Annotated in this window: 15 protein-coding genes and 1 pseudogene; 11 read left to right on the top strand and 5 right to left on the bottom strand. The window is 62.0% G+C overall.

The window, feature by feature from the left end; translation table 11 throughout:
* Nucleotides 1-16 precede the first annotated feature (16 nt).
* Both AC1Z3V_RS03270 and AC1Z3V_RS03275 read left to right on the top strand, forming a co-directional pair.
* Nucleotides 17-865 (top strand): LysR family transcriptional regulator, encoded by an 849-nt coding sequence (locus tag AC1Z3V_RS03270; protein WP_483497191.1) that lies wholly within the window; start codon nucleotides 17-19, stop codon nucleotides 863-865.
* Nucleotides 866-1024: 159 nt separating this feature from the next.
* Complete coding sequence (locus AC1Z3V_RS03275) at nucleotides 1025-2509, top strand: MFS transporter (protein ID WP_483497192.1); 1485 nt, start codon at nucleotides 1025-1027, stop codon at nucleotides 2507-2509.
* 204 nt (nucleotides 2510-2713) lie between these two features.
* Here the strand turns inward: AC1Z3V_RS03275 and AC1Z3V_RS03280 are convergent.
* Nucleotides 2714-3721 (bottom strand): annotated as a pseudogene (locus AC1Z3V_RS03280) (cyclase family protein).
* Between the two features lie 94 nt (nucleotides 3722-3815).
* On the opposite strand from AC1Z3V_RS03280, the gene AC1Z3V_RS03285 reads away from it, so the two are divergent.
* From AC1Z3V_RS03285 to AC1Z3V_RS03310, 6 genes are all read left to right on the top strand, one after another.
* The gene (locus AC1Z3V_RS03285; protein ID WP_483497193.1) at nucleotides 3816-4712 is read left to right on the top strand and encodes a LysR family transcriptional regulator; all 897 of its coding nucleotides are present in this window, start codon (nucleotides 3816-3818) and stop codon (nucleotides 4710-4712) included.
* Nucleotides 4713-4891: 179 nt separating this feature from the next.
* Entirely contained in the window at nucleotides 4892-5686 is a 795-nt protein-coding gene (locus tag AC1Z3V_RS03290; protein ID WP_483497195.1) for a DUF899 domain-containing protein, read from the top strand.
* A complete protein-coding gene (locus AC1Z3V_RS03295) occupies nucleotides 5683-5952 on the top strand; it encodes a hypothetical protein (RefSeq protein WP_483497196.1) in 270 nt (89 codons plus the stop codon). Before AC1Z3V_RS03290 ends, AC1Z3V_RS03295 begins: the two co-directional genes overlap by 4 nt.
* Before the next feature lie 264 nt (nucleotides 5953-6216).
* Nucleotides 6217-6606, top strand: a complete 390-nt coding sequence (locus AC1Z3V_RS03300) for a hypothetical protein (protein ID WP_483497197.1) — start codon at nucleotides 6217-6219, stop codon at nucleotides 6604-6606.
* Nucleotides 6607-6761: 155 nt separating this feature from the next.
* Nucleotides 6762-7082, top strand: a complete 321-nt coding sequence (locus tag AC1Z3V_RS03305; protein WP_483497198.1) for a FliM/FliN family flagellar motor switch protein — start codon at nucleotides 6762-6764, stop codon at nucleotides 7080-7082.
* A gap of 144 nt (nucleotides 7083-7226) precedes the next feature.
* Nucleotides 7227-7994, top strand: coding sequence for a 3-hydroxyacyl-CoA dehydrogenase (locus AC1Z3V_RS03310; RefSeq protein WP_483499531.1), 768 nt, complete (start codon nucleotides 7227-7229; stop codon nucleotides 7992-7994).
* Nucleotides 7995-8060: 66 nt separating this feature from the next.
* On the opposite strand, the gene AC1Z3V_RS03315 is transcribed toward AC1Z3V_RS03310, so the two are convergent.
* Nucleotides 8061-8705, bottom strand: coding sequence for a helix-turn-helix transcriptional regulator (locus AC1Z3V_RS03315; protein WP_483497199.1), 645 nt, complete (start codon nucleotides 8703-8705; stop codon nucleotides 8061-8063).
* Between the two features lie 134 nt (nucleotides 8706-8839).
* Here AC1Z3V_RS03315 and AC1Z3V_RS03320 point away from each other — a divergent pair, with 134 nt between their 5' ends.
* The 3 genes from AC1Z3V_RS03320 to AC1Z3V_RS03330 all read left to right on the top strand — a co-directional run bounded on the left by AC1Z3V_RS03320 (nucleotide 8840) and on the right by AC1Z3V_RS03330 (nucleotide 10657).
* Nucleotides 8840-9448, top strand: a complete 609-nt coding sequence (locus tag AC1Z3V_RS03320) for a superoxide dismutase (protein ID WP_483497201.1) — start codon at nucleotides 8840-8842, stop codon at nucleotides 9446-9448.
* A 249-nt stretch (nucleotides 9449-9697) separates the two neighbouring features.
* On the top strand, nucleotides 9698-10294 hold the full coding sequence (locus AC1Z3V_RS03325) for a flavin reductase family protein (protein ID WP_483497202.1): 597 nt from the start codon (nucleotides 9698-9700) through the stop codon (nucleotides 10292-10294).
* 30 nt (nucleotides 10295-10324) lie between these two features.
* On the top strand, nucleotides 10325-10657 hold the full coding sequence (locus tag AC1Z3V_RS03330) for a tetratricopeptide repeat protein (protein ID WP_483497203.1): 333 nt from the start codon (nucleotides 10325-10327) through the stop codon (nucleotides 10655-10657).
* A 67-nt stretch (nucleotides 10658-10724) separates the two neighbouring features.
* On the opposite strand, the gene AC1Z3V_RS03335 is transcribed toward AC1Z3V_RS03330, so the two are convergent.
* The 3 genes from AC1Z3V_RS03335 to AC1Z3V_RS03345 form a co-directional block, all read right to left on the bottom strand.
* On the bottom strand, nucleotides 10725-12005 hold the full coding sequence (locus tag AC1Z3V_RS03335) for a TRAP transporter large permease (protein WP_483497205.1): 1281 nt from the start codon (nucleotides 12003-12005) through the stop codon (nucleotides 10725-10727).
* Nucleotides 12006-12527, bottom strand: a complete 522-nt coding sequence (locus tag AC1Z3V_RS03340; protein WP_483497207.1) for a TRAP transporter small permease — start codon at nucleotides 12525-12527, stop codon at nucleotides 12006-12008.
* Nucleotides 12528-12610: 83 nt separating this feature from the next.
* Nucleotides 12611-13588 (bottom strand): TRAP transporter substrate-binding protein, encoded by a 978-nt coding sequence (locus tag AC1Z3V_RS03345; protein WP_483497209.1) that lies wholly within the window; start codon nucleotides 13586-13588, stop codon nucleotides 12611-12613.
* Between the last annotated feature and the right edge of the window lie 18 nt (nucleotides 13589-13606).

Consider the following 13606-nt stretch of genomic DNA (forward strand, 5'->3'; position numbering starts at 1 on the left):
CGGATATTTTGATATCATGAGGAATCTCGACCTTGCCTTGCTTCGAAACTTCACCGTCATCGCGCGGACGGGGTCGATCAGCCTTGCCTCCCAGCAGGTCGGGCGGACGCAATCGACGCTCAGCATGCAGATGCAGCGGCTCGAGGATTTTCTCGAACAGGCCCTCTTCCATCGCACCGGATCGGGCGTGCGGCTGACCGCGGCCGGTGAAAAGCTGCTGGCGCATGCCGAACGTCTTCTCGCCAAACATGATGAGATCCTGGGGGAGATGGAAGGCAAGGGCCTCAAAGGCTCCGTCACCCTGGGCTGTCCGGAAGATTACTCGATCGCTTTTCTTCCAGGGATCATCGAGAGCTTTCTCGAGCGGCACCCGGACGTCGAATTGCGCATGATCTGCGCCCCAACCACGGAACTGCGTCCAATGTTGCTGCGGCGGCAAATCGACCTGGCGCTCGTCTCCATCGCCGACAGTTCAAACGGCGAAGTCATTCGAACGGAAGACTTCGTATGGGTCGGCAAGGCTGCCGAACCGGACATCCTGAACCGCGCGGCTCTTCCCCTGGCATTGTCCGCCCCGACGACGCTCGACTATCGGGCAGCCTGCGATGCCATGGAGGCGATCAATCGCCGGTACCGCGTCGCCTTTGCGAGCAACAGCCTTGCCGGCCTCATCGCGTTTGCCCGTTCCGGCCATGCGATCAGCGTCCTGACGAGAACCGCCGTCCCCTCCGATCTGCACATCATTTCAGCCGGGCTGCCGAAGCTCCCTGCGATCGGCATCGCGCTCGAATTTGCCGAACCCCGCCCATCATCCGTAGTAAAAGCGCTCGCGGACCATGTACGGGCAGTATTGCCCGCCATTTGAACGTGCCGTGGTCGATAATCTTGGCCAGTTGATCGCACGCGCCATGAGAGCATCGCTGGTTCTTGCGCAGATACGATCGCTCGCACGGTTGACTATCGTGTGCCCAACCTCTCTGAATGCCTCCCGGCAAAGTGGAAATGATTGCATCGGATCGCCTGCATGAATGAGATACGTCATCCGAATGAAACGGCCGCGACGGTTTCCGCCCTCTCGGAGCCGGAAAAGAACGTCATCATCGGGGGCGTGCTTCTTGCGATGCTTCTCGCCGCGCTCGACCAGACGATCGTGGCGCCGGCGATGCCGACAATCGGTAAAGCACTTGGACACAGCGACTATCTGCCATGGGTCGTGACGGCATATTTGTTGACCGCGACGGCCATGGCTCCCCTTTACGGCAAGATCTCCGATATCCACGGGCGACGTCCGACGATCTTCGCCGCCGTGATCATCTTCCTTGCGGGGTCGCTGATCAGCGCGCTGGCGCCGAACATGCTGACGCTGATCATCGGCCGCGCGGTCCAGGGCCTGGGCGGCGGCGGTCTCTTCGCCCTCTCGCAAACGGTGATTGGCGACCTCGTTCCGCCACGCGAGCGCGCCCGCTACGCCGCCTGGATATCCGGAACATGGGCGGTCGCAAGCATCGCCGGGCCGCTGCTGGGCGGCACTTTCGCCGAGTATCTCCACTGGTCGCTGATTTTCTGGATCAACATTCCGCTCGGCCTTGCGGCCTTGGCGATCATCAACAATCCATTGAAGAAGCTGCCGATCATAACCCGAGCGCACCGGATCGATGGGGCTGGCGCCGCATTGCTCGTCGCGGCAACGGCGCTTTTGTTGCTGGCGCTGAATTGGGGCGGCAGCCGTTACGCCTGGTTGTCGCCGGCCATAGTCGGCTTGCTTGGGTGTTCGGCACTCCTTTGGGGCGCGTTCGCCTTGCGCCTTCGGCGCGTGACCGAGCCGCTGATCTCGCTGGAAGTGCTCGGCAATCCGATCGTGCGCTACGGAACTCTGGCGATGTTTCTGGCGCAGGGCGCCAATGTCGGCGTCTCGGTCTATCTCCCGGTCTATGCGCAGTCGTTCCATGGCCTCTCCGCCGATGGCTCGGGACTGATCATGCTCGGCCTGTTGCTGGGCACCGTGTTCGGAGCAACGACCAGCGCGCGGACGATACCGCGCCTTGCCCACTACAAAATGATGGCACTCGTCGGCAGTACCCTCAGCTTTCTCTGCCTGGCTACGCTCGCGGCTCTGGCCGGGCGAACATCCTTGTCGCTGCTGGTCCTGCTGACCTCGAGCGCGGGCTTCGGCTCGGGCATGACCTTTCCGGTTGCGACCATTTCCGTGCAGAACGCCGTCGATCAGGCGCATCTCGGTGTCGCAACCGGGGTCCTGACCTTCCTGCGATCGCTTGGCGGCGCTCTTGGCGTCGCAATACTTGGCGCTATCGCCCTCGGCAATGGCCTGCCGCTCGGCGGTGAGGCCATCCAAGCGATCAGCGCCACGGCCACCTCGGCAATGCCGTTCGCCTATATTTTCGCCGCTTGCGCCGCGGCGATGGTGATCTCGCTGGTGATGTTCCATCTCATGCCGGAGAAGCCACTGCGGGGCCGTGCCGAAGCGGAGACGCCGGCCGCCATCGACTAGTGGTGGAGCGCCCTCGGATTGCCCTTCGGGCAACCGATGTCGGTTCGGCCATCGCATTCCAAGTCGATGCCGCCCATCGGCGCAGGCCCCATCGCGATCAGATCGCCCCGATGACGAGCGAATGCGCCGCAGAAATATCGCGGCGTATTCGTCGTTTGATCGTTCGGCTGCTCTGATTTCAGCCAAGGCCGCTGAGGAACAGGCTTAGCGCAGCGGGAAAGCGACAGGGCGGATCGGTGCTGCATCGGCCCCGCGGAACTTGAGCGACGCGCCGACGAAAGCAAACTCGTAGATCCGGTCCTTCGACAGTTCTTCGAGATTGATGAGCTCGATGATCGGAGCGCCCTGTTGGGCCAACAGATAGGTATGAACCGGAATGTAGTTGTCTTCGGTTTCGGCCGGAAACGCTTCGAAGCTCAAATTGTCGGCACCGACGACCATGGCGCCACCGTCTTCGACCAGGAACTTCGCTGCATCGATGCTCAGCCCGGGCGGATTGCTCATATAGGCGGACTTGTCTTCATAGCGCTGCATGCGCCCCGTGCGGATCAGCGCCACGTCGCCTTCCTGGAGCTTGACGCCCTGGCCATCAAGCGCCTCCTGCAGATCCCTGCGGGTGATGCGATAATTCTCCGGCAGCATCTGCATGCCCTTGGCTACCGCGACATCGATCAAGACACCACGTGCAATGATCGGCGGCAATTTCTCCGCGCCGGTGACGGTCCAGCCCTGGTCTCAGAGGTGGTCGGCCGCCGCATAACCGTTCCAGATCTTGCCGTTCAGGCCGAAGTGATTCAGCGCATCGATATGCGTGCCCATATGCGCGTACATCGAAACGGCCGAACCGGAGTAGCTGACGTGCTGGTTCATCTCCTTGCCGACCTTCATCGGGTCTGAAACCGTCGTGCCGTGCGGCGTGTGGGTCATCCACATCTGGTATGGCGGATCGCCGGCCGCCTCCCAGCTCGGCATGCCGATGAAATACTCCACGGCGAGGTCGTAGGACTTGGCGCCTTCGATGCGCGACAGGATCGCAGCACGAGAGGCGGGCGTGATCAGATTGAGACGTCCGATCTCGTCCTTCGGCCCCCAGGGGCTTTTGCCGACGTCCTGCGCGAAGGCCGCACTCCCCAGCAATCCGGTAACGAGAGAGACCGCCACCGTGCGGCTGAGCGTTGCGATTTTGAGCATGATGAACTCCTTCTTCTGCATTGCCTGAACATCAGGAAGCTGAGTTCACCTTATTGCTGGCCGCATCGCGAATAATCAGCGATAAGGAAAATAGATATTTTACTCTGGAGAAATTATGGATCTGTTGGCGGCCATGCGCGCGTTTCGGCGCGTCGTCGAGCTTCAAAGCTTCAACAGAACGGCCGAAGAGCTCGGACAATCGAACGCGTCGATCAGCAAGCAAATCCGGCAACTGGAGGAACGCCTCGGCACCGTGCTCATTCTGCGCACCACCCGCCGCATGAGCCTCTCGGAGACGGGGCGTGGCTACTTCACCGAATGCTGCCGACTTCTCGACGAACTGGACCATCTGGAGCGTTCGACGTCGGGCGAGGCCGGCGAGATCAATGGCCGGCTACGGATCAACGCGCCCCTTTCCTTCGGAGTGACGGTCCTCGCGCCGATGCTGGCCCGCTTCATGGCGCTGTATCCGCAGTTGAAGGTCGACGTGACGCTCGACGATCATGTGCTTGACGTCGTCTCGGAGGGGTTCGACGTCTCGATCCGTGTGCGCGCCGCGCTTGCGGATTCATCCCTGATCGCCAAGCGGCTCGGCGAGGTCGAACAGATCATCTGCGCCGCGCCCGCCTATCTGTCGGCGAGGGGCACGCCAACAAGCACCAGCGATCTCAAGAACCACGATTGCCTCAGCTACCGACTCGCCGACCAGCCTGGAAGCTGGATCGTGGAAGGCCCCGACGGCGCGACGAGCATCGAACTGCCGGCCCGCTTCGTCGTCGACAACAGCCTGATGCTGAGCGAGATGATCCAGGCCGGCATCGGTCTCGGCGCCTTGCCATCCTTCATCGCCAACCCGCTGCTCGCCCAAGGCAAGCTCGTACGGATCCTGCCGCAGCATAGGCTCGCTGAGCGCGGCATCTATGTCGTCTATCCAACCAATCGATTGCTGCTGCCGAAGGTAAAGGCCTTCACCAATTTCTTCGCCAGCGAGATTCGGCAGGCCAGGCTCTAGGACGGAAAGGTCGCCGGCGCACACGCCTCCATCGCGTCGCCCGATCTAATACCGTCACAGTTGTTACTCCCGACATTTGATCCGCGGTGCCAAACTACCCTCGATGACGCGCGATGACCTGCATCCCGGCACTCTTGCCGCACGACGCAGGTTCGTCTCAAACGAGGAGATTGAAAGCCATGATCAAGACAGTCGAGAATGGGCAGGGGGCCGACCAGCCGGCCATGCAAAAGCCGGAGGTAGTCTCTCCGCAGGCCTGGGAAGCGGCACGCCAGAACCTGCTCGTAAAGGAGAAGGCCCATACACGCGCTCGCGACGCGCTCGCCGCCGAGCGCCGGCGCATGCCGTGGATGGCGGTCACGAAGGAATATGTCTTCGAGGGTCCGGAAGGCAAGGCGAGCCTCCTCGATCTCTTCGCCGGTCGGCACCAGTTGATCGTCTACCGCGCCTTTTATGAGCCGGGTGTCTATGGCTGGCCCGAGCATGCCTGTCGCGGTTGCTCCATGGTCGCGGATCAGGTTGCCCAACTTTCCCATCTCAACGCCCGTGACACTACCCTGGTCTTCGTTTCTCGGGCGCCGCAGGCGGATATCGCCAGGCTGAAGGCGCGCATGGGCTGGACGATGCCCTGGTACACCATCACCGACAACTTCGACCTCGATTTCGGCGTCGACGAGTGGCACGGACACAACGTGTTCTTCCGCGACGGCGACCGACTGTTCCGGACCTATTTCATCAACAACCGAGGCGACGAACAGATGGGCGGCACCTGGAACTATCTCGACATCACGCCGCTCGGCCGACAAGAGGTCTGGGAGGACTCTCCCGAAGGCTATCCCCAGACCCCGACCTACAAGTGGTGGAACTGGAACGACAGCTACGTCGAAGGCGCCGCGCCCGATCAGCGCTGGGTCGAGGTCTCGGACGCCGGCGAGGCAGCGATGCGAACCCAGGACGCGAGCTCGGTGCGATGAGCGCCGGCCTCTCTGCCGGGGCGCGAGAACTCCACCGGACGGCAGCGCGGAGGGCGGCTGATGGGCTTGCCCTTGCGGCGTCGCCGACCTTCGCGCTCATGGCGATTTCGACCGGGGCATGGGGCGACGACGTCGGGCAGATGTTATGCGTCGGCGAGCCGGGGCTGCAGATTGGCGGGATGACCATCATGTACCTCCTGATGAGCGTCTTTCATCTGGCCCCATGGCTGCGGCTCCTTCGCGCCACCAAGCCCGAAGCAGCCTAAAGCTGTCCGTATGTCCGCCTGGCAATGCACCTTACCGGCCCTACTTGAAGGCGAAGTGGGGCCGGTGTTCGCGACACCCAAAAGGTGTGGAAACGACCGGAACCATATGTCCCTGATATCGGCGAATGGGCATGCTGTTGATTCTGGGAGGACGTCATCTTCTCGGATTGAAGCAGAGAACGGTTCCACGAAGCAGGTCCGGCCATCTACCAAGCAGCGGTGTCTGCAATGGCTGTCCGAAGATGCCGTGTACGAACGGTTCCGATGGAAGATTTTGATCGAATCGGGAAAACGAACTTGAGTGTTGCCACACCTCAGCCAACGCCAACACCTTTCAAGCTGCGCCTGGCGCCGTCACTGGCCGGCGCCCTCCTCTGCGCCACCGCCATTGCGTCGTCGCTATACTATTTCGTTGGCCCGCAAAGCGTTCCCACGGAAATCGCGGCGATCGATCCGTCGGGGACGCCGACAGATGCAGGCGTTTCCCCGAACGAACCGCCAAGCTTCGAGATTCTCTACAGCAACGGTGATCAGGGGCTAATGGTCTACGAAGGCTATGTCTACATCGTGCGACTCGGCGACAAGTTGCCGAATGGCCGGCGCATGATCGGTTTCCAAAAACGGGACGGAAACTGGAACGCCGTGACGCTTTGAGGGCTTCTTCCGGCCGGGCGTTGTGGATGTTAACCGTTTGTTAACGCTCGCCTGCGAGGCAGGGAGAACCCCCATTTAGCCACGGTTGCCACCCAGGGCGAACTGGCGCAACTCTTTGTTAAAGAGTCGTGAATCAGTGCTTTGGATGGTGCAGAATGATTAACAAGAAGCTACAGGATGAACTGGTCGAACTCGACGAGAGCCCTGCGCTTGAGAGCCGCTCGGTAATGAGCGAGCGTGCGGTCCAGGGCATTCCCCTGGCGATCGAAGCCGTCATCGGGCGTGCCAGGCTGACGGTTTCCCAGATTTCAAAGCTCCATCCTGAAGACACGATCCATCTCGACCGCAATTTCGGCGAACCGGTCGAACTCAAGGTCAACGGCATGATCATCGGCAGAGGCGAGATCGTCTATGACGAATCCAGTAACGCCGTCGGCATCAAGATCATCGAGACATCACCGATCACGCGACGCTAGATTCCGCATCACGCGGTCCACACTGATGAGCCGTGGCCGTCCTTGTTGGGTGTTGACCCGATTTCCCAACCGCCCTTGGCTTCATGCCGCCGCAAGGCTATGTCCATGTCCTATCGACACGATCCGGTACGGGAGGAGCCTCAGATGCTGATCGATGGAAAAGTCTTTATCGTGACCGGCGGCGGTTCGGGCCTTGGCGCAGCCGTCGCGCGGCGGCTGCATGGCGAAGGCGCCCGTGTGGTTCTTGCCGACGTGAACGCCGAGGCAGGCCAGAAAATGGCTGAAGAACTCGGCAGCAACGCCCTCTTCCAGAAGACGGATGTCACCAACGAGACGGATGCCGCCGCCGCCGTTGCGGCGGCCTTGGATCGCTTTGGTCATCTCCACGGGCTGGTGAACTGTGCAGGCATTGCGCCCGGCGAAAAGGTGCTCGGCCGCGACGGGCCGCATCGGCTGGAGAGCTTTTCACGCGCGGTCACGATCAACCTGATCGGCACCTTCAACATGCTGCGGCTTGCCTCCGAGGCGATCGAGCGAGAAGAGCCGGGCGACGACGGCGAGCGGGGCGTGATCGTCAACACCGCGTCGGTCGCCGCCTTCGACGGCCAGATCGGCCAGGCGGCCTATGCTGCCTCCAAGGGCGGCGTCGTCTCGATGACGTTGCCGATCGCCCGCGAACTTGCGCGCCACGGCATTCGCGTCGTCGCCATCGCTCCGGGCATCTTTGAAACGCCGATGATGGCCGGCATGCCGCAGGAGGTACAGGATTCGCTTGGCAAGAGCGTGCCCTTCCCGCAGCGCCTCGGCAAACCGGACGAGTTTGCCGCGCTCGTGCAGCATATCTGCGAGAACCGCATGCTGAACGGCGAAGTCATCCGCCTCGACGGCGCGCTGCGCATGGGCGCGCGCTGATAGGATCAGCTTCCGGCGCCGCGCCTGCATTCAGCCGGCGCGGCGCCATGCTCTTACCGACGCCGATCAGGCGGCTCGATCCGCCATTTTGACGACGTAGGCGCAGCGCCGCGCGCCGGCGAGAATGTGCTCGGCGCGCTCGACATCGACACCGGGGCCGAGCACCGCACGGAACACGCTCAATTCCGCCCGGCAGAAGCCCTGGCAGCTCGTTGCGGCAGCGCAGATCGGACAGTGGTTCTCGACGAAGAGCAGAGTGCCGTCGCCAGGATCCTCGCAAGCCGCCATATAGCCTTCCTGCGACCGCAGCCGCACCAGTTCTTCCACCCGCTCGCGCAGGCTCTTCTTGTCCGTCATCGCTGCGCCATAGTTCTGTCGGGTCTCGTCCTCCCGCGCCGCGATCAGCCGCTCGATCGCCGCCTCGCCAAGCGTCTGGCGGATCGTCCTCAAGAGCTGGACGGTAAGCTCCGCATGGGTATCGGGAAACTCCGCATGGCCGGCGGCGGTCAGCCCCCAGAACTGCGAGGGGCGGCCGACGCCTTTCGCTTCCGACCACGATAGAACCAAACCATCCTCGGCAAGACGGACTAGCTGCTGGCGCACGGCCTCGCCGGTAATCGTCAGACGCTTTCCGAGCGCCGCCGCCGTTTGCGGGCCATGCAGCTTGAGCGCCAGCATGATGCGCTCGCCCGGCGTGCGGCCGCTGCTCATCTCTGGATTTAAAAAGGGATCGCTTGACATATTCCTGCGCGCAGATTTACAAAGAACTCTCTTGCTAAATACACTCTCAACCAACCGCAGACAAGTGATCCATCGAGAGTGTCCCGCCCGCAAAGGATTTGATCATGGCCTTCGACCTTCCCGCCCTTCCCTATGCACCCGGTGCGCTCGCTGAAAACGGCATGAGCGCCGAGACGATCGAGTTCCACCACGGAAAGCATCACCAGGCCTATGTCACGGCGCTGAACGGTTTCGTCGAGAAGGATGCATCGCTCGCCGGCCTGTCGCTCGAAGAGATCATACGCCACAGCCACGGCAAGGCGGAACTGGCGCCGGTCTTCAACAATGCCGGCCAGCATTGGAACCACATCCTGTTCTGGAAGAACCTTTCGCCCAAGGGCGGTCAGATCCCCGGGGCACTCGAAAAGAAGCTCATCGAAGACTTCGGCAGCGTTCAAGGCTTCAAGGACGCCTTCAAGGCGGCCGCCACCGGCCAGTTTGGCTCCGGCTGGGCCTGGCTCGTGCTCGGCCCGGACGGTAAGCTCAAGGTGACGAAGACTGCCAACGGCTCCAATCCGGTCGCGACCGACGAAGGCAAGGCCCTGCTTGGCCTCGATGTCTGGGAACACGCCTATTACATCGACTACCGCAACCGCCGGCCGGACTATGCGTCGAACTTCCTCGACAAGCTTGCCAACTACGAATTTGCCGAAGCGGAATTGAAGTCCGCCTGACCGGCCGCGATTCGCCCGGAGCTGGAAGCAGCTTTTTTGCATGTCTCCTTTGATCGTAGCCGGTTAAAGGACAAGGATATGCAGCCATTCAAAGTGCCACAGCGACCTTTGCGCGTCGACGCGCGGCGCCGTAGGCAACAAGTCAGAGAATTTGCGGCAGCCCTCTCGCCCCCCGCCTGAGCCTGGGCTTCCGCAAACCCCGTGGCGTCTCCCCGCCGCCACGGGCTATCCTCAGTTGGAACAAGACCCATGCGCCAGCAGCCTCCGCTTTCCGTCGACATCGACGCCCACACTGATCTGGCGGTGTCGAAACCGGAGTTCGCCGACACCCTGTCGCATCTCGCTGCGACCGTCTGCGTGGCAAGCGCCGGCAAAGGCGCCGAGAGTCTTGGCCGGACCGTGACCGCCACTTTTTCGCTGTCCGCAAACCCACCCTCGATCGTCGTTTCGATCAAGGCGGACAGCCGGCTCGCCGTGCGGATTGTCGCCGAGCAAGGTTTCTCGCTCGCCATGCTGGCCGAGGGGCAAGAATTGATCGCGGACGCCTTCGCCGGCAAGATCGAAGCGTCCAAGCGTTACCTCGTCGGCATCTGGGCCGATTGGCCGAGCGGTCGGCCGAGGCTTCTCGGAGCCGCCGCAGCACTCGACTGCGTGCTGAGCGCAGCGCTCGAGGTCGGCGACCACATGCTGTTCGTCGGAACAATTGTCGCAACCGAGACTTCCACCCATGCCGGCCCCTTGATCTGGAGCCGCCGGCGATATCAGTCTCTCGACAGGACGAGAGCGTTGCCGGCGCAGCCGAGCAACGGGCACGCGACCTTGCACCCAAGCAAGCCTGCGGCCTGAACCGGCGATCGCGTAGGAGGAATGCCAGCAATGCGGCAAGCGCTCGAAAAGCTCTTAGAAGCCGGCAAGGACGACGCCATGCTGCGCTTCACGCTCGGAAGCATTTGCCTTCAGGAAGCGGACCTCGATACCGCACTTGCCCATGTCGAGCGCGCGATCGCCTTCGACCCGGACTATTCCGCTGCGTGGAAACTGCATGGCGCCATTCTACACAAGCTCGGCCGGTTCGAAGAGGCGCTCCAGGTTTGGCGCGAAGGTCGCGCCGTCGCCGAGCGGAAGGGCGATCTGCAGGCGGCGAAGGAGATCGGCGTTTTCCTCAAGCGCCTGGAACGCCAGTGCATCGCCGCCAACAGGAACGAATAGCCCTCACCCCGAAACTGGACCGAGCCCGGCATAAATGCCGAGCCCGGAAACATCGCGAACGGTCAGTTCACTTGAAGACCGACGGCAACCAGAGCGACAGCGCCGGGATGTAGGTGACGGCCATCAGCACCGCGATGCTGGCGCCGAAGAACGGCCAGATCGTGCGCATCGCCTCGCGAATGGTAATTCCGCCGACGGCGCAGCCGACGAAGAGCACCGTGCCCACCGGCGGCGTGTTGAGCCCGATGCCGGCGTTCAGGATCATCACCACCCCGAAATGCACCGGGTCGATGCCGAAGGCCTTGACGACCGGAAGCAGCACCGGCGTGCAGATGATCACCATCGGCGCCATGTCCATGAAGGTGCCGAGGAACAAGAGGATAATGTTGATGACGAGCAGCACGATGATCGGGTTCTCCGAAATCGCACCGATCGCGCCGATCATCAGCGCCTGCACCTGCAGGAAGGCCATCAGCCAGCCGAAGGATGCCGCCATACCGATGACGAGGAGAACCATGGCGGTGGTGCGCACCGCCCCCATGACCGCTTCGACGAAGCCTGTCCAATCCAGTTCGCGATAGACCAGCATCGCGACGAGGAAAGCATAGAGCACGGCGATGCAGGAGCTTTCGGTGGCGGTGAACACGCCGGAGCGCACGCCGCCGAAAATGATGCCGATCAGTACGATGCCCGGAAATGAGGCGAGCAGGTAGTAGAAGAGCCTGGAAAAACCCGGGAACGGCTCGGCCGGATAGCCTCTACGCCTTGCGACGACATAGGCGGTCACCATCAGCGAAAGCGCGAGCAGCAGGCCGGGAATGATGCCGGCGGTGAAGAGATCGGCGACCGAGACATTGCCGCCGGCGGCGATCGAATAAAGGATCATGTTGTGCGACGGCGGGACCATCAGCGCGATGATGGCTGCGTTGACGGTCACGTTGACGGCGTAGTCACGGTCATAGCCGCGCCTTGCCATTTGCGGGATCATCAGGCCGCCGACGGCCGAAGCATCCGCGACCGCCGAGCCGGAGATGCCGCCGAAGAGCGTCGAGGCCACGATGTTGACCTGGCCGAGGCCGCCACGCAGATGCCCGACGAGACCGGCGGCGAACTGGATCAGCCTGTTGGCGATGCCGCCGCGCACCATCAGGTCGCCGGCAAAGATGAAAAACGGGATCGCCATCATGGCGAAAATGTTCATGCCGGAATTCAACTGCTGGAACACCACCACCGGCGGCAGGCCGAGATAGAGTACGGTGGCGAAGGAAGCGATGCCGAGGCAAAACGCGATCGGCGTGCCGATGAACATCAGCAGGGTGAAGACCCCGAAGAGAATAGTGTAAGCCATTCAGGCCATCTCCTGCACGACAATATCGGCGGCGACGTCGACACCCAGAACCAGATCGATGAAACGCTCGGCAGCGAAGAGGGCAATCATCACGCCGCCGACGATGAGCGGAAAAAAGTCGACCCCTCCCGGCCATCCAAGGACCGGAATGGTGGCGCTCCATGTGCCGATGCAAAGAAGCAATCCGTAATAGGCCATGGATGCCCCGAAGATGACGATCAGGCCAAGGCTCGTCAGATCCATGGCAAGCTGGACCGAAGGCTTCATCACGTGGCGGATGACATCGAGGCCGAGATGGACGCTCTCGCGCACGCCGACCGCCGCGCCAAGCATGATGAACCAGGCCATCAGGTGGAGAGACAAGGGCTCAGACCAGCTTGGCGAGTCGTTCAGAACATAGCGGGCAAACACCTGCCAGCCGACGATCAGTGTCATGGCGACCATGCCGGTGCCGGCGATATAGAGCGACGCGCAGCTTAGCGCCCCGAGAAGCGGGCGTATCGCCCGCATGAAACGACGCATCTTTCTTCCTCCTCCGCAAAAAGCGATCCTATGGACAGTTGCGAAGGCCGGTTCCTTTTCCGGACCCGGCCTTTCATCTGCCGTCACTTGACCGCCTTCACCCGCTCGAGAAGGTCCTTGAGTTTCGGGTCGCTGACGAACTGGTCGTAGACCGGCGCCATCGCGGCTGCGAACTCCTCCTTGTTGACCTTGATGACGTTTGCGCCGGCGGCACGAACCTTCTCTTCCGAGACCTTCTCGCGCGCGCTCCAGAGTTCACGCATCTTGCCAACGGAATCCTTGGCCGCCTGACGAACCAGGACCTGATCCTCGGGGGAAAGCTTGTCCCAGGTGATCTTGGAAATGACCAGGATTTCCGGATTGAGGGAATGTTCGGTGAGCGAATAGTTCTTGGCGACCTCGAAATGACGGGCGGATTCGTAGGACGGCCAATTGTTCTCGGCGCCATCGACGACACCGGTCTCGAGCGACGAATAGACCTCGCCCATCGGCATCGGCGTCGGGTTGGCACCGAAGGCCTGCATCATGGCGATCCAGAGATCGGACTGCTGCACCCGGATTTTCAGGCCCTTGAGGTCCGCCAGTTTCTCGATCGGCTTTTTGGTGGTGTAGAAGGAACGCGCGCCGGAATCATAGAAGGCGAGACCGATCAGGCCGTGCGGTTCGAAGGCCGCCAGCACCTCGTCGCCGATCGGGCCGTCGACCGTCTTGTGCATGTGCTCGGTCGAGCGGAACAGGAACGGCATGCCAAGCACCATCGTCTCCTTGACGAGGTTGTTGAAGGGCGCCGCGTTGACGCGGTTCATGTCGATGACACCGAAGCGCGTCTGCTCGATCGTGTCCTTCTCGCCGCCGAGCACGCCATTGTTCATGACCTCGACCTTGATCCGCCCGTTGCTGCGCTCGGAAAGCAGTTGCCCCATGTATTTGACGGCCTCGACCGTCGGGTAGCCGTCCGGGTGGATATCCGCCGAGCGCAGGGTGATTTCCTGCGCCTGCGCCGCTGTGCCGGCAAACGCCAGCCCCATGGCGACGCAAAGCATGCCTGCAATTTTCTTCATGTTTTCTCCTCCTCTGAT

The organism is Ensifer sp. 38_S197 (assembly GCF_056924495.1).

Excerpts from the sequence above, each read along its gene's own strand:
- AC1Z3V_RS03270 (WP_483497191.1), top strand. The coding sequence starts at position 17 with ATGAGGAATCTCGACCTTGCCTTGCTTCGAAACTTCACCGTCATCGCG.
- AC1Z3V_RS03275 (WP_483497192.1), top strand. The coding sequence starts at position 1,025 with ATGAATGAGATACGTCATCCGAATGAAACGGCCGCGACGGTTTCCGCC.
- AC1Z3V_RS03285 (WP_483497193.1), top strand. The coding sequence starts at position 3,816 with ATGGATCTGTTGGCGGCCATGCGCGCGTTTCGGCGCGTCGTCGAGCTT.
- AC1Z3V_RS03290 (WP_483497195.1), top strand. The coding sequence starts at position 4,892 with ATGATCAAGACAGTCGAGAATGGGCAGGGGGCCGACCAGCCGGCCATG.
- AC1Z3V_RS03295 (WP_483497196.1), top strand. The coding sequence starts at position 5,683 with ATGAGCGCCGGCCTCTCTGCCGGGGCGCGAGAACTCCACCGGACGGCA.
- AC1Z3V_RS03300 (WP_483497197.1), top strand. The coding sequence starts at position 6,217 with ATGGAAGATTTTGATCGAATCGGGAAAACGAACTTGAGTGTTGCCACA.
- AC1Z3V_RS03305 (WP_483497198.1), top strand. The coding sequence starts at position 6,762 with ATGATTAACAAGAAGCTACAGGATGAACTGGTCGAACTCGACGAGAGC.
- AC1Z3V_RS03310 (WP_483499531.1), top strand. The coding sequence starts at position 7,227 with ATGCTGATCGATGGAAAAGTCTTTATCGTGACCGGCGGCGGTTCGGGC.
- AC1Z3V_RS03315 (WP_483497199.1), bottom strand. The coding sequence starts at position 8,705 with ATGAGCAGCGGCCGCACGCCGGGCGAGCGCATCATGCTGGCGCTCAAG.
- AC1Z3V_RS03320 (WP_483497201.1), top strand. The coding sequence starts at position 8,840 with ATGGCCTTCGACCTTCCCGCCCTTCCCTATGCACCCGGTGCGCTCGCT.
- AC1Z3V_RS03325 (WP_483497202.1), top strand. The coding sequence starts at position 9,698 with ATGCGCCAGCAGCCTCCGCTTTCCGTCGACATCGACGCCCACACTGAT.
- AC1Z3V_RS03330 (WP_483497203.1), top strand. The coding sequence starts at position 10,325 with ATGCGGCAAGCGCTCGAAAAGCTCTTAGAAGCCGGCAAGGACGACGCC.
- AC1Z3V_RS03335 (WP_483497205.1), bottom strand. The coding sequence starts at position 12,005 with ATGGCTTACACTATTCTCTTCGGGGTCTTCACCCTGCTGATGTTCATC.
- AC1Z3V_RS03340 (WP_483497207.1), bottom strand. The coding sequence starts at position 12,527 with ATGCGTCGTTTCATGCGGGCGATACGCCCGCTTCTCGGGGCGCTAAGC.
- AC1Z3V_RS03345 (WP_483497209.1), bottom strand. The coding sequence starts at position 13,588 with ATGAAGAAAATTGCAGGCATGCTTTGCGTCGCCATGGGGCTGGCGTTT.